The 14715-nt window shown below is 73.4% G+C and carries 11 protein-coding genes; 8 read left to right on the top strand and 3 right to left on the bottom strand.

Translation table 11 applies throughout. The annotated features are described in order from the left end of the window. Positions 1-143 precede the first annotated feature (143 nt). Genes AC0I8G_RS01420 through AC0I8G_RS01395 form a run of 6 tightly spaced genes read left to right on the top strand, consistent with a single transcriptional unit; the run spans position 144 to position 9168 of the window. Complete coding sequence (locus AC0I8G_RS01420; RefSeq protein WP_471728370.1) at positions 144-1736, top strand: APC family permease; 1593 nt, start codon at positions 144-146, stop codon at positions 1734-1736. Continuing rightward, entirely contained in the window at positions 1733-2560 is an 828-nt protein-coding gene (locus AC0I8G_RS01415) for an urea amidolyase associated protein UAAP1 (RefSeq protein WP_471728369.1), read from the top strand. The genes AC0I8G_RS01420 and AC0I8G_RS01415 overlap by 4 nt, the downstream gene beginning before the upstream one ends. Continuing rightward, a complete protein-coding gene (locus AC0I8G_RS01410) occupies positions 2557-3216 on the top strand; it encodes an urea amidolyase associated protein UAAP2 (RefSeq protein WP_471728368.1) in 660 nt (219 codons plus the stop codon). Before AC0I8G_RS01415 ends, AC0I8G_RS01410 begins: the two co-directional genes overlap by 4 nt. Then, positions 3213-6821 (top strand): urea carboxylase, encoded by a 3609-nt coding sequence (gene uca, locus AC0I8G_RS01405; RefSeq protein ID WP_471728367.1) that lies wholly within the window; start codon positions 3213-3215, stop codon positions 6819-6821. The genes AC0I8G_RS01410 and uca overlap by 4 nt, the downstream gene beginning before the upstream one ends. Further along, the gene (locus tag AC0I8G_RS01400) at positions 6818-8503 is read left to right on the top strand and encodes an allophanate hydrolase (RefSeq protein WP_471728366.1); all 1686 of its coding nucleotides are present in this window, start codon (positions 6818-6820) and stop codon (positions 8501-8503) included. The genes uca and AC0I8G_RS01400 overlap by 4 nt, the downstream gene beginning before the upstream one ends. Then, positions 8500-9168, top strand: a complete 669-nt coding sequence (locus AC0I8G_RS01395; protein ID WP_471728365.1) for a TetR/AcrR family transcriptional regulator — start codon at positions 8500-8502, stop codon at positions 9166-9168. Before AC0I8G_RS01400 ends, AC0I8G_RS01395 begins: the two co-directional genes overlap by 4 nt. Here the strand turns inward: AC0I8G_RS01395 and AC0I8G_RS01390 are convergent. The 3 genes from AC0I8G_RS01390 to AC0I8G_RS01380 form a co-directional block, all read right to left on the bottom strand. Next, positions 9165-10403, bottom strand: coding sequence for an AI-2E family transporter (locus AC0I8G_RS01390; RefSeq protein ID WP_471728364.1), 1239 nt, complete (start codon positions 10401-10403; stop codon positions 9165-9167). The genes AC0I8G_RS01395 and AC0I8G_RS01390 overlap by 4 nt on opposite strands. 94 nt (positions 10404-10497) lie before the next feature. Then, complete coding sequence (locus AC0I8G_RS01385; RefSeq protein ID WP_471728363.1) at positions 10498-11124, bottom strand: MBL fold metallo-hydrolase; 627 nt, start codon at positions 11122-11124, stop codon at positions 10498-10500. Next, positions 11121-12215, bottom strand: coding sequence for an S-(hydroxymethyl)mycothiol dehydrogenase (locus tag AC0I8G_RS01380; protein WP_471728362.1), 1095 nt, complete (start codon positions 12213-12215; stop codon positions 11121-11123). The genes AC0I8G_RS01385 and AC0I8G_RS01380 overlap by 4 nt, the downstream gene beginning before the upstream one ends. Positions 12216-12272: 57 nt before the next feature. Here AC0I8G_RS01380 and cysS point away from each other — a divergent pair, with 57 nt between their 5' ends. Beyond that, entirely contained in the window at positions 12273-13688 is a 1416-nt protein-coding gene (gene cysS / locus AC0I8G_RS01375) for a cysteine--tRNA ligase (protein ID WP_471728361.1), read from the top strand. Beyond that, positions 13688-14653, top strand: coding sequence for a 23S rRNA (guanosine(2251)-2'-O)-methyltransferase RlmB (rlmB, locus tag AC0I8G_RS01370; RefSeq protein WP_380260905.1), 966 nt, complete (start codon positions 13688-13690; stop codon positions 14651-14653). The genes cysS and rlmB overlap by 1 nt, the downstream gene beginning before the upstream one ends. Positions 14654-14715: the final 62 nt, after the last annotated feature.

The raw sequence follows: 14715 nt of genomic DNA, 5'->3' as shown, positions 1-14715 counted from the left end.
CCCCAGAAGTTGGTTCGGGGGGAGCCGCAACACAGGTTTCACGACGGGGAAACACGCTCGAAACACGGCTCCGGCCAGACTCGTCCCCATACCTGTCACCCGACAGGTAGAGGTGGTGAGTCACCGAGCGGAAGGCCCGACTGATGACCGTTCCCGCACCACGCACGCACCCCGGCGCCGGCGACGGTCGGGGTTCCGAGACCGGTGACCTCGGCCGGTTCGGCTACGGCCAGCAGCTGCACCGCAGCGTCGGACCGTTCGCCTCGTTCGCCGCCGGGTTCTCCTTCGTGTCCATCCTCACGACGGTGTTCCAGCTGTTCGGCCTCGGTTTCAGCTTCGGCGGGGCGGGTTTCTTCTGGACCTGGCCCACGGTCTTCGCCGGGCAACTGCTCGTCGCCCTCTGCTTCGCGGAACTCGCCGCGCGGTACCCGATCTCGGGTGCGGTGTTCCAGTGGTCGAGCCGGTTGGCGGGCACCGACTTCGGCTGGTTCACCGGGTGGGTCATGGTCGTCGGCCAGGTCCTCACGGTGGCCACCGCCGCCATCGCGCTGCAGGCCGTCCTCCCGAGCGTCTGGTCCGGGTTCCAGCTCGTCGGCGGTCCCGGTGCGGACTCCGCGCCGACGTCCGCGACGGGGGCGCAGAACGCGGTCGTCCTCGGCCTCCTGCTCCTGGTCGTCACCACCGCGATCAACGTCATCGGCGTCCGGCTGATGGCCGTCATCACCTCCGCCGGCGTCGCCATCGAGATCGTCGGCGTCATCGCCCTGGTCATCGCGCTCTTCGCCCACGCCGAACGCGGCCCGGCGGTCGTCGCCACCACGACGGGTGCGGCGGACGGCCCCTACCTCTCGATGTGGCTCGCGAGTTCCCTCATGGCCGCCTACGTCATGGTCGGTTTCGACTCCGCCGGGGAACTCTCCGAGGAGACCCACGCCCCGCGGGCCACGACGCCCCGGACGATCGTGCGGGCCCTGGTCGTCTCCGGCGTCGGTGGGGCGCTGCTGCTGATCGCCGGACTCGTCGCCGCCCCCAGCCTCACCGACGGCACCCTCGCCTCGCAGGGCCTCGCCTACGTCCTCACCTCCCGCCTCGGTGACGTCGGCGGCCGGCTCCTCCTCGTCTGCGTCGCGATCGCCGTCGCGGTCTGCACGCTGGCCGTCCAGACCTCCGGGTCGCGGATGGTCTACTCGATGGCGAGGGAGCGGGCGTTCCCGTTCGCGACCGTGCTGGGTCGTGTGTCGCCGCGCACCGGGACCCCCATCGGGGCCTCGGTGCTCGTCGGGGCCGGGGCGGCGATCGCACTGGCCGTGAACTGGCACCAGAGCGCCGTCTTCACCGCTCTCGCCAGCCTCTGCATCGCGATGCTCTACCTCGCCTACCTCGGGGTGACCGTGCCGCTGCTGGTGCGCCGGTTCCGGGGCGGTCTGCCCGACGGGGTCGACGAGTTCGGCCGGCCGCTGTTCTCCCTCGGCCGGTTCGGGATCGTCGTGAACGTCCTGGCCGTCGCCTACCAGGTGGTCATGGTCGTGAACCTCGCCTGGCCGCGCGCCGCCGTCTACGACCTCACCGACGGCACCTGGTGGCTGCAGTACAGCGCGCTGCTCTTCATCGCCACCACCCTGGTGGTCGGGTTCTTCGTCCACCGTCGCAACCGGGTCCGCCACCAGGGGCCCATCGTCCTGGGCGCGCGGCAGGTCGCCGGCGCCCGCCCCCACCCCGTGGAGGAACCCGCGTGACCCGCGACACCTCGACCGTGCTGGCCGCCCGCGGTGACGCGCGCGCCCAGGCCGGCGCCACCGCCGAGTGGATGCCCTACCTGCCCGCCTCGAGTTCTCCGTTCGCCCCCGACGACGTCGACCCCGCGGACCTGACGTGGGCCGAGACCGTCGCGCCGGGCGGCTACACCTCCAAGGTGCTGGCCCGCGGGACCCGGATCCGTCTCACCGACGTCACCGGCGACGCGTGCGCGAACGTCGTGCTGCTCTCCGCGCTCTCCCCGTGGGAGCGGCTGAACGTCGCCGACACCCAGAAGATCCCGTGGCAGGCCTACCTCGGTGCCGGGCACCCGTTGCTCTCCGGCGACGGACGCGTCCTCGCGACCGTCGTCGCCGACTCCGCCGGCCGGCACGACGCCTTCTGCGGCACCACCTCCGACGCGTGGAACGTGCGGAAGTACGGCGACGCGGCCCCGGAGGGACCGAGCCCCTCCGGCCGCGGTCTGCTCACCCTGGCCGCGAGCAAGCAGGGCCTCGGCCCGCGCGACCTGCCCCCGTCGGTGTCGTTCTTCCAGGGCGTGCGGGTTGAGGAGGACGGGAGCTTCCGCTGGCTGGGTTCCGCCGGCCCGGGGACCTCCCTCGACCTGCTGGCCGAGATGCCGCTCACCGTCCTCGTCGCGAACACCGCGCACCCGCTGGACCCGCGCCCGGAGTTCACCGTGGGCCCGCTGCGGGTGCACGCCTGGCGCAGCACCCCCACCGGCCCGGCCGACGCGCGGTTCACCGCGACGCCGGAACTGCACCGCGCGTACCTGAACACCCTGGACCACGTGGAGGCACGATGACCGTCACGACGCGGACCCGTCGGGACTGGGGTTCCCCGCTGGTGGCGGGCGAGGTCGTCCGCGACGACCGGGTCGCGGCCCGTGCCCCGTGGTCGGCCGTCGTGCGCGCCGGGCACGTGCTCACGATCGTCGACGTCGGTGGCAACCAGTCCGCCGACTGCCTGGTCTTCGCCGACGCCGACCGGTCCGAGCGCTACAGCGTGCCCGACACCCTGGCCTGGCAGGGCAACGCCTACGTCCGCACCGGCACCGTGCTGCGCAGCCAGTACGGGAACCCGCTGATGACGGTCGTCGGCAACGAGGTGGAACGCCAGGACACCATCGGCGGCGCCTGCGGCAAGGAGTCCAACACCCTGCGCTACGGCCACCACACGGCCCACCAGCACGGGTGCCGGGAGAACTTCCTCGCCGAGGGCGCCCGCAACGGCCTCGACGCGCGGGACCTGGTGTCGAACCTCAACTGGTTCATGAACGTCCCGGTCGAGGCCGACGGTTCCCTCGGGATCGTCGACGGGATCTCCGCTCCGGGCAAGCGCGTCGCCGTGCGGGCCGAGGTCGACGTCCTCGTCGTGGTGTCCAACTGCCCCCAGGTCAACAACCCCTGCAACGACTTCGACCCCACGCCCCTGCGCATGATCGTGACGGTTCCCTCGTGAGCTTCGACACCCTGCTGATCGCCAACCGCGGCGAGATCGCCCGCCGGATCCAGCGCTCCGCCCACGCCCTCGGGCTGTGCACCGTCGCGGTGTTCTCCGACGCCGACCGGGCCGCGCCGCACGTCCGCGAGGCCGACACGGCCGTCCGCCTCGGGCCCGCGCCGGCGCGGGAGTCCTACCTGCGCACCGACGCGATCCTGCAGGCCGCCCTCGACACCGGAGCCGGCGCCGTCCACCCCGGGTACGGGTTCCTCTCCGAGAACGTCGGGTTCGCCCGGGCCTGCGAGGACGCGGGGCTGGCGTTCGTCGGCCCCACCCCGGACCAGATCACGAAGTTCGGCAGCAAGCACACCGCCCGGGAACTCGCCGCGGCCGCCGGGGTCCCGCTGCTCGCCGGGACGGGGCTGCTGTCCTCCGTCGAGGAGGCCGTCGCCGCGGCCGAGACCGTCGGCCTGCCGGTCATGCTCAAGGCCACCGGGGGTGGCGGCGGGATCGGCATGCAGGCCTGCGCCACCGTCGAGGAGGTGCGCGACGCCTACGACCGCGTCGTCCGGCAGGCGACCGCCAGCTTCGGCTCGGCCGGGGTGTTCCTCGAACGCCTGGTCCGCCCGGCCCGCCACGTCGAGGTCCAGGTGTTCGGCGACGGTCAGGGCCGGATCGCCGTCATCGGCGACCGCGACTGCTCGCTGCAGCGTCGCAACCAGAAGGTGATCGAGGAGGCTCCCGCCCCCGCGCTGCCCGCCGCGGTCCGCGCCGAGATCGCCACCACGGCCGCCGAGCTCATGGCCTCGGTGCGCTACCGCTCCGCCGGGACGGTCGAGTTCGTCTACGACCCGGTGCGCGAGGAGGCGGCGTTCCTCGAGGTGAACACCCGGCTGCAGGTCGAGCACCCCGTGACCGAACTCGCCTACGGCGTCGACCTCGTCGACCTCATGCTCCGCCTCGCCCGCGACGGTCACACCGACCCCGCCGTCACCGACGTGTTCGAGCGCGAGTGGGAACCGCGGGGCGTCGCGGTCGAGGCCCGCGTCTACGCCGAGGACCCGGCGAAGCAGAACGCCCCCAGCCCGGGTCTGGTGACGCGGGCGGAGTTCCCGGAACTGTCCGGGGTGCGCGTCGACGGCTGGATCGAGACCGGGCTGGAGGTGACCCCGTTCTACGACCCGATGCTGGCGAAGGTGATCGCCTCCGCCCCCGGTCGCGACGCGGCCCTCGACCTGCTCGGTGAGGCGTTGCAGGGCAGCCGGATCGACGGGGTCGTCACCAACCTCGGCCTGCTGCGTCACCTCGTGGACGAGTTGCCCCTGCGCTGCGCCACGCACTCCACCTCGACCCTCGACGTCACCGAGGACCCGGACCCGCGCATCGACGTCCTCGCCCCCGGGGCCATGACCACGGTCCAGGACCTGCCGGGCCGGCTCGGGCACTGGCAGGTCGGGGTCCCGCCGTCGGGGCCCATGGACCCGCTCTCGCTGCGCGAGGCGAACCTCGCGGTCGGGAACCCCGTGGGTGCACCCGGTCTCGAGATCACCGCCACCGGCCCGACGTTGCGGTTCTCCACCGCGTCGGTCGTGTGCGTGACCGGGGCTCCCGCGCCGGTGAGCGTCGACGGCGTCGAGGTCGCGATGTGGGAACCCCTCGAGGTGGCCGCCGGTTCGGTGCTGAGCGTCGGCACGGCGGCGGGGCCGGGGTTGCGCCTGGCCCTGGCCGTCCGGGGCGGTCTCGACGTGCCGCAGTACCTGGGCAGTTCCTCGACGTTCACGCTCGGGGGTTTCGGTGGTCACGGTGGTCGTGCGCTGCAGGCCGGCGACGTCCTGCGTCCCGGGGTTCCCGAGGGGACCGGGTTCTCCCGGATCGCCGGTCCGGTCCCGCTCGAGCGCCGCCCCGAGTACACGGGAGAATGGCGGATCGCGGTCACCGAGGGTCCGCACGCCGCCCCGGAGTTCTTCACCCGCGCCGACCTCGACGAGTTCTACGCCACCGACTACGAGGTGCACCTGAACTCCGCGCGCACCGGGGTCCGGCTCATCGGGCCGCGCCCGCGCTGGGCCCGCAGCGACGGCGGTGAGGCGGGGCTGCACCCCTCCAACATCCACGACACCCCCTACGCCGTCGGCGCCGTCGACTTCACCGGGGACACCCCGATCCTGCTCGGCCCCGACGGACCCTCGCTGGGGGGTTTCGTCTGTCCCGCCGTCGTGGCCTCGGGGGACCTGTGGAAGCTGGGGCAACTGCGACCGGGGGACCGCGTGCGCTTCCACCCCGTCCGCGAGGTGGACGCCGCCCGGCCACGGCTGCAGCGCAACGACCTGCGTGACCTCGCGGGCGACGGGGACGACGGTGTCCTGGCCCGGGTTCCGGCCGCCCCCGGGCGTCCCGCGGTGACCTACCGCCGCGACGGCGACGACAACCTGCTCGTGGAGTACGGCGAGCAGGTGCTCGACCTCGGGTTGCGGATGCGGGTGCACGCGCTCATGCGGGCCTTCGACGACCACCGCCCCGCGGGGATCCTCGACGTGACCCCGGGGATCCGCTCGCTGCAGGTCCACACCGACGCCTCGGTGCTGCGGGCCTCGCAGCTCGTCGGGCTGCTGCGGGAACTCGACGACGCCCTCCCCGCGACCCACGACCTCGTCGTCCCCTCGCGCCGGGTCCGGCTGCCGTTGTCCTGGGACGACCCCGCGACGAAGCTCGCGATCGAGCGGTACATGACGGGGGTCCGCGACGACGCCCCGTGGACCCCGTCGAACCTCGAGTTCATCGCCCGGATGAACGGTCTCGGCTCCGTCGACGACGTCTTCCGGACGGTCTTCGACGCGCAGTACCTGGTGCTCGGCCTGGGGGACGTCTACCTCGGCGCCCCGGTGGCGACCCCGCTCGACCCGCGGCACCGCCTCGTCACGACCAAGTACAACCCCGCGCGGACGTGGACGGCGGAGAACTCCGTCGGCATCGGCGGGGCCTACCTCTGCGTCTACGGCATGGAGGGGCCCGGCGGTTACCAGTTCGTGGGCCGCACGGTCCAGGTCTGGAACCGGTTCCGGCGGGGTGGGTTGTTCCAGGACGCCCCCTGGGCGCTGCGGTTCTTCGACCGCATCGAGTGGTACCCGGTGTCCGCCGAGGAACTGCTCGAACTGCGGGCGGAGACCGACGCCGGCCGGGGGGAGTTCGAGACGGAGGAGGGCGAGTTCTCCCTCGCCGAGCACGAACGCTTCCTCGCCGAGAACGCGGGCGAGATCGAGGTCTTCCGCGCCCAGCAGGCCGCCGCGTTCGCGGCCGAGAAGGAACGCTGGCGCGCCTCGGGCGAGTTCGACGTCCGCCCCGAACCCGCCCCCGCCGTCGCGGCCGGGCCGATCGACCTCCCCACCGGTGCGGTGGGGGTGCCGGCCCCGTTCGCCGCGACCGTCTGGCAGGTGTCCGCCGAACCCGGCGCGACCCTCACCGACGGGGACCGCGTCCTCGCCCTGGAGGCCATGAAGATGGAGACCGCCGTGACCGCACCCGCCGACGGGGAACTGCTCGAGGTGTACGTGAGACCCGGGGAGGCCGTCACCGCCGGCCAGGTCCTCTTCGCCGTCCGTCCCGCCCAGGAGGTCGCCGCGTGAACCTCGAGCAGAAGGTGCGTGACGCCTACGCCCGCATCGCCGCCGTGGACCGGCCGGAGGTCTGGATCAGCCTGCGCCCGCTCGAGGACGTGCTCGCGGAGGCCGCCGGCGTCGACCCGGACGCGCCGCTGGCCGGCGTCCTCGTCGCGGTGAAGGACAACATCGACGTCGCGGGCCTGCCGACCACCGCGGGAGCCCCGTCGTTCGCCTACGCGCCGTCGGGCGACGCCACGGCCGTCGCCCGGCTGCGGGCCGCCGGGGCGCTCGTCCTGGGCAAGACCAACCTCGACCAGTTCGCGACCGGCCTGGTGGGGACCCGCAGCCCGCACGGGGCGGTCCGGCACGCCTTCGCCCCGGACCGGATCTCCGGCGGGTCGAGTTCCGGGTCCGCCGTGGCCGTCGCCCTGGGGCTGGTCGACGTCGCCCTGGGCACCGACACCGCGGGTTCGGGACGGGTTCCCGCCGCGTTGCACGGGATCGTCGGGGTGAAACCGACCCGCGGTCTGGTCCCGACGACCGGGGTGGTCCCGGCCTGCCGGAGCATCGACTGCGTCACCGTCTTCGCCCGTGACCTCGACCTGGCCCGGCGCACGGCGGAACTCCTCACGGGTCCCGACGGCCTCGACCCCCTGGCCCGGGTGGACGAACCGCTGCCCGCCCCACCCGCACGACCGCGGATCGCCGTCCCGACCCCGGAGCACCTGGCGGGTCTGACCGACGGGTGGGCCGAGGCGTTCGCGACCTTCGTCGCGGGGGTCCGCGCGAGCGGTGCCGAGGTCGTGGAACTGGACATCGCCCCGCTGCTCGAGGTCGCGGGCCTGCTCTACGGCGGTGCGTTCGTCGCCGAGCGGACGGCGGCCGTGGGCGCGCACGTCGCGGCCCACCCCGAACTCGTCGGCACCGACCTCGACCCCACCGTCGCGGCGATCGTGGCGGCCGGGGAGTCGGTGAGCGCCGTCGAGGTCTTCCGCGACCGCGAGCGCCTCGACGTCCTCGCGGCCCGTTCCCGGGAGCTGCTGGCGGGGTTCGACGCCCTGCTCACCCCGACGACGACGTGGCACCCCACCCTGGCGGAGGTGGCGGCCGACCCGGTGGGGGCGAACTCCCGGATGGGGCGGTTCACGAACTTCGCGAACCTGCTCGACCTGGCCTCCCTCGCCGTCCCGGCGGGGACCGTGGACGGGCTGCCGTTCGGGGTCATGCTCACCGGTCCGGCGTTCAGCGACCGCTCGCTCGCGGTCCTGGCGGCGCGGTGGGCGAACCCGTCGGTGGACCTGCTGGTGGTCGGGGCGCACCTGGCGGGGCACCCGCTGAACCACCAGCTCGTCGCCGCGGGCGCCAGCCTGGTCCGCACCGTGCGGACGGCCCCGGGGTACCGGCTCTTCGCCCTCGACACCGTCCCGCCGAAGCCGGGCATGGTCCGTGACGCCGACGGGGCCCCGATCGCGGGGGAGGTGTGGCGCCTGCCCGCGGTCGGGTTCGGGACGTTCGTGGCGGGGCTGCCGCAACCGATGACGATCGGTACGGTGACCCTCGAGGACGGCTCGACCGTGCGCGGGTTCCTGGCCGAACCCGCGGCGCTCGTGGGCGCGGAGGAGATCACCGGGTTCGGGTCCTGGCCCGCGGCGCAGCACGCCCGGGGCCCGGCGTCGCGGGCGGTGGTGGCAGCATCGGCGCCGTGAGCAGCGGTGCGGGTCGGGTGGGTCGTCCGCGCACCCGCGCCGGGGACGGTTCCGGCCGCTCGGCGCGTCAGGAGATCCTCGACGCGGCGGCGGCGTTGTTCGGCGAGTCCGGGTACGCGGCGACGTCGACGCGGGCGATCGCCGACCGGGTGGGGATCCGGCAGGCGTCGCTGTACTACCACTTCGCCGGCAAGGACGAGATCCTGCTGGAACTGCTGGAGGCCTCGGTCCGCCCGACCCTGGACGTCGTCGACGCGTTGCGTTCGGCGGCCCCGGACCCGGCGGCGGCGCTGCACGCCCTCGTCGTCGTCGACGTCGCGACGTTGCTGGCGGGACCGTTGGGGATCGCGGCGCTCTACGTCGCGCCGGAGGTGCAGCAGCCCCGGTTCGAGGAGTTCCGCGAGCACCGCCGGCAGCTGCTGGCGGTCTACTGCGACCTGGCGCGGGAGCTCCTGCCCGCCGACCACCCGGTGTCGGCGGAGGTGGCCGGCCACGCCTGCCTGCACCTGGTGGAGATGGTGGCGACGCTGCCCCCGACTCCGGGTCTCGCGGAGCAGGTCGCGCTCACCTGCCTCGGCGCTCTGGGCCTGCACGGCGAACGCGCCGCGGCCGCCGCTCGGGGCGGCGACCGGGCGCGTTCGGGGCTGGCCGGGTCGTTGCGCTAGGCCGGGTCGGACTCCGCCCCGGGGGCGGTGGAGCTGTTCGTGGGTGCCGGTGCGTCGTCCGGCGACGGGACGCGACGTCGTCGCTTCTTCGAGCCCTCGTGGACGTTCGGGTTCTCCGGCTCGTCGGGGACGAGCTCGTGGTGCACGTAGCGCAGGACCACGGTCACGATGGCCGCGACCGGTACGGCGAGGAAGGCCCCCGTGATGCTGAACAGGGTCCCGCCGACGGTCACCGAGCCGATGACCACCGCCGGGTGCAGCGCGAGCGAGCGGCCGACCAGCAGCGGCTGCAGGACGTTGCCCTCCAGCTGCTGGACCAGCAGCACGATCCCGAGGACGATCAGCGCCTGCACCCAGCCGAGGGTGACCAGGGCGACGAGCACGGCCAGCACGCCCGTCGCGACGGCGCCGACGATGGGGATGAACGCGGCGAAGAAGATCGCGACGGCCAGCGGCAGCGCGAACGGGACCCCGACGATGGCCATCCCGACCCCGATGAACACGGCGTCCACGAGGGCCACGGCCGCCTGGGACAGGATGTAGCCGCGGATCGCCGCCCACACCCGCCCGCCCAGCGCGGTGACGTGGCGGTGCGCGCCCTCGCTCAGCCACCGACGCGACCACGGCAGCAGCCGGTCGCCGTCGGAGAGGCAGAAGAAGGAGAGCACGAGGACGAGCAGGAACGTCACCAGCCCGGAACCGACGCTCGCCCCGACGGTGCCGACACCGCCGACGACGCTGAGCGCGATGCTCTGCGCGTTGGTCTGCAGCTCGGTGATGCCCTGGTCGATGAGGTTGCCGATCTGGTCGTCACCCAGGTTCAGCGGGGGCCCGGTGACCCAGACCTGCACCTTGTCCAACCCGGCCACCGCGGAGTCCGCGACGTCCCCGGCCTGACCGGCGACGTTGGGGATGAGCGCGGCGAAGATCCCGACGACGACGGCGATGAGCAGCACGATCGAGACGAGAGCGGCCAGCGAGCGCGGCATCACCGCGCGCAGCACCTGGGCCAGCGGCCACAGGATCGCGCTGAGCAGGATCGCGAGCAGCAGCGGCAGCAGCAGCGACCACCCCTTGCCGAGCAGCCAGATCAGGCCGGCGAACCCGACGCCCAGGATCAGCAGGCGCAACGCCCAGCGCGACGCCTCGTTGATCCCTCGTTCGACGACTCGGGTCGGGCGCTCCCGCGGACCGCGCGAGGAGGCGGTGGGCGGGCTGTCCTGCTGATCACTCACCCGGGGATGCTCTCAGGAGAAGCACGGTCGGGCACCCCGCACCTCCCGCCCTGCGATCGTGCCGGGTCCCCGGCACGATCGCAGGCCGGAGAGGTCAGTGGCCGCGGGCGATCCACTCCTGCAGGTGCGGGGACTCGTCGCCGATGGTCGTGTCGTCCCCGTGACCGGTGTGGACGCGGGTGTCGGCGGGGAGTTCGAAGAGCACGTCGCGGATCGAGTCGACGATCGTCGCGAAGCTCGAGAACGACCGGCCGGTCGCCCCCGGACCGCCCGCGAAGAGGGTGTCGCCCGTGAAGACCGTGGACAGCTCCGGCGCGTAGACGCTCACCGCGCCCGGGGTGTGGCCGGGGGTGTGCAGGACGTGCAGCTCCGTCCCGGCCACGGTGACGATCTCCCCGTGGGACAGGTCGGTCGTGGGAACGCCCGGGTGGGTCAGTTCCCAGACCTCGCGGTCGGCGGGGTGCAGCAGGATCGGAGCACCGAACCTCGCGGCGAGGGCCGGAGCCTGGCGCACGTGGTCGTCGTGAGCGTGCGTGCACAGCACCGCGAGGACGGTCCGCTCGCCCACGGCGGCCGCGATGGCGTCCGGGTCGTGGGGGGCGTCCAGCACGACGACCTCGTGGTCGTCGCCGAGGATCCACACGTTGTTGTCGACGTCGAAGGTCTGCCCGTCGAGGGAGAACGTCCCGGACGTGACGATGTGCTCGATCCGCGCGCTCACAGGATCACGACCGACCGGAGCACGTCACCGGACTTCATGGTCGCGAAGGCCTCCTCGACGTCGCCGAGCCCGATCCGCTCGGACACGAACGCGTCCAGCGGCAGCCGGCCGTTCGCGTGCAGTTCCAGCAGCTGCGGGAAGTCCCGCTCGGGCAGGCAGTCGCCGTACCAGGACGACTTCAGCGCCCCGCCGCGACCGAACACGTCCAGCAGCGGCACCTCGAGCTGCATCTCCGGCGTCGGCACACCCACGAGCACGACGGTGCCGGCGAGGTCACGGGCGTAGAACGCCTGCCGCCACGTCTCCGGACGGCCCACGGCGTCGATGACGACGTCGGCGCCGAAGGAGTCGGTGAGGTCCTGCACGGCCGTGACGACCTCGTCCTCGGAGAGCCCTCGCGAGTTCACGGTGTGCGTCGCCCCGAGCTGCTTCGCCCACCCGAGCTTCTTGTCGTCGATGTCGACGGCGATGACCCGACGGGCCCCGGCCAGGACGGCGCCCGCGATCGCCGCGCACCCCACCCCGCCGCAGCCGATGACGGCGACGGTGTCGCCGCGCTGGACGGGGGCGGTGTTGACCGCCGCGCCGATCCCGGCCATGACCCCGCAGCCCAGCAGCCCCGCGACGGCGGGGTCGATCCCCGCGTCGACCTTGGTGGCCTGACCGGCCGCGACGAGGGTCTTGGGGGTGAAGGCGCCGATCCCCAGCGCGGGGGAGAGCGGGGTCCCGTCGGTCAGCGTCATCTTCTGCGTCGCGTTGTGGGTGGCGAAGCAGTACTGCGGCCGGCCCCGCTTGCAGGCGCGGCACTGCCCGCACACCGCGCGCCAGTTGAGGACGACGGTGTCGCCGATCGTGACGTTGGTGACGCCCTCGCCGATCGCGGAGACGGTGCCGGCGGCCTCGTGGCCCAGCAGGAACGGGTAGTCGTCGTTGATCCCGCCCTCGCGGTAGTGCAGGTCGGTGTGGCAGACCCCGCACGCCGCGACGTCGACGACGACCTCACCGGCGATCGGGTCGGGTACCACGATGTCGACGGTCTCGACGGGGGCGCCCTTGGCGCGCGAGATCACTCCGGGAACGGTCCAAGCCATGGGAAGGACACTAACGACGGGCTCGGAGACAGCGCGAGCCCCGGTATCCTGGAGTCCGTGACCCTCCACCTGCACGACAGCGCCGCCGGCGCGGTGCGCGAGTTCGCGCCGCTCGTCCCCGGGCAGGTCGGCATCTACGTCTGCGGTGCGACGCCGCAGGGGTCACCCCACCTCGGCCACGTCCGCGCCCAGGTCGCCTTCGACGTCCTGCGCCGGTGGCTGACCCGCAGCGGCTACGCCGTGACGATGGTCCGCAACGTCACCGACATCGACGACAAGATCCTCACCCGGGCCGCCGAGGCCGGGACGGAGTGGTGGGCCCACGCCTACCGCTTCGAGCGCGAGTTCGGCGCCGCCTACGACGCCCTCGGCGTCCTGCCCGCCACGGTCGAGCCCCGCGCCACCGGCCACGTCACCGAGATGGTCGAGCTGATCGGGCGCCTGATCGAGCGCGGTCACGCCTACGCCGCGGGCGACGGGTCGGGCGACGTCTACTTCGACGTGCGCTCCTGGCCCCACTACGGCGAGCTCACCCACCAGAAGCTCGACGACATGGAACCGGCCACCGACGCCGACCCCCGCGGCAAGCGCGACGCCCGCGACTTCGCCCTCTGGAAGGGACGCAAGGACGGCGAACCCGCGACGGCGTCCTGGCCGACGCCGTGGGGCCCGGGCCGGCCCGGCTGGCACCTGGAGTGCTCGGCCATGGCCGGGCGCTACCTCGGCCCCCGCTTCGACATCCACGGCGGCGGCCTCGACCTGCGCTTCCCGCACCACGAGAACGAGCAGGCCCAGTCGCGCGCCGCCGGTGACGGGTTCGCGAACTACTGGCTGCACAACTACTTCGTCACGATGTCCGGCGAGAAGATGAGCAAGTCGCTCGGCAACGTCCTCGGCGTCCCGCACCTGCTGCAGACCCACCGCGCGGTCGTGCTGCGCTACTACCTCGTCGCCGGGCACTACCGCACGCACCTGGAGTACTCCGAGAACTCCCTCGTGGAGGCCGAGGCCGCGTACTCGCGGCTGGAGGGTTTCGTGCGCCGGGCCGCCGAACGCCTCGGCCGGACCGCCGTCGCGAACGTCTCCGCCGAGTTCGCCGCGGCGATGGACGACGACATGGCGACCCCCGCGGCGCTCGCGGTCCTGCACGACACGGCGCGGGCGGGCAACTCCGCCCTCGCGGCGGGCGACGACGCGGCGCTGGAGAGCGCCTACGAACAGGTCCGGGCCGGCCTGGACGTGCTGGGCCTGGACCCGTTCGCGGAACCGTGGGCCTCGCAGGCAGGCGGCACGGACACCGCGCGCACCGCACTGGACGTGCTGGTGCGCGCACGGCTCGACGACCGGGCAACCGCCCGTGCCGCACGGGACTTCGCCACCGCCGACGCGGTGCGCGATTCCCTGAAGGATGCGGGCATCGTGATCGAGGACACCCCCACCGGGGCTCGGTGGGTTCTGGAGGGTGAGCACTAGTGGCAGGGAACTCTCAGCGTCGCGGCGCTGTCAGCAAGGGCAAGAAGGGTCCGACTGGAGGCTCCGGGGGCAAGAACCGCCGAAGCCTCGAGGGGAGGGGGCCGACGCCGAAGGCGACCGAGCGTCCCTACCACCCGGCGGCGAAGGCGGCCGGCAAGGCGGCCCACCGGGCGGCGACGACGAACGCCCGTCCCGGCGGTCGTCCGCCGACGCGGCGCAAACCCGCCGGTGAGACGGAGTGGATCGCGGGCCGGAACTCCATCGTCGAGGCGCTGCGCGCGGAGCTGCCGATCACCGGCATCTACGTGGCGTCCGGGGTCGAGTCGGACGAGCGGATCAAGGAGATCCTCTCCACCGCCGGGAACAAGGGCATCCCCCTGCTCGAGGCGTCGCGTCAGGAACTCGACCGCCACACCGAGAACGCCGTCCACCAGGGCGTCGCGGCCACGGTCCCGCCGTACAACTACAAGCACCCGATGGACCTGCTGGACCGGGCCTCGCACTCGGGACGCCCGGCGCTGATCGTCGCGCTCGACGGCGTGACCGACCCCCGCAACCTCGGGGCCGTCGTCCGCTCCGTCGCCGCGTTCGGCGGTCACGGTGTCGTCGTCCCCGAACGTCGTGCGGCCGGCATGACCGCCTCGGCGTGGAAGACGTCGGCCGGTGCCGCGGCCCGCACCCCCGTGGCGCGGGCGACGAACCTCGTCCGCGCGATCGAGGAGTACCAGAAGGCCGGCCTGTTCGTCGTCGGTCTCGACGCCGAGGGTGACGTCCTGCTGCCCCAGCTGAAGCTGGCCGACGGCCCGATCGTCCTCGTCGTCGGCGCCGAGGGCGCCGGGTTGTCGCGCCTCGTGCGCGAGAAGTGCGACCAGGTCGTCAGCATCCCGATGGCCGGCGCCTTCGAGTCGCTCAACGCCGGCGTCGCCGCCGGGATCGCCCTCTACGAGGTCGCGCGCCACCGCTGACCCCCACCCCCGCGGAAACGACACTTTCCGCCCTCTCACGGGCCACCGGGAGGGCGGAAAGT

It is taken from the genome of Kineococcus sp. AC630 (assembly GCF_979255925.1).
This window is presented reverse-complemented; position numbering and strand designations above follow the sequence as displayed.

Bases quoted from the DNA above. Each gene is read 5' to 3' on its own strand.
- AC0I8G_RS01420 (WP_471728370.1), top strand. From the start codon at position 144: ATGACCGTTCCCGCACCACGCACGCACCCCGGCGCCGGCGACGGTCGG.
- AC0I8G_RS01410 (WP_471728368.1), top strand. From the start codon at position 2,557: ATGACCGTCACGACGCGGACCCGTCGGGACTGGGGTTCCCCGCTGGTG.
- AC0I8G_RS01380 (WP_471728362.1), bottom strand. From the start codon at position 12,215: ATGGCTTGGACCGTTCCCGGAGTGATCTCGCGCGCCAAGGGCGCCCCC.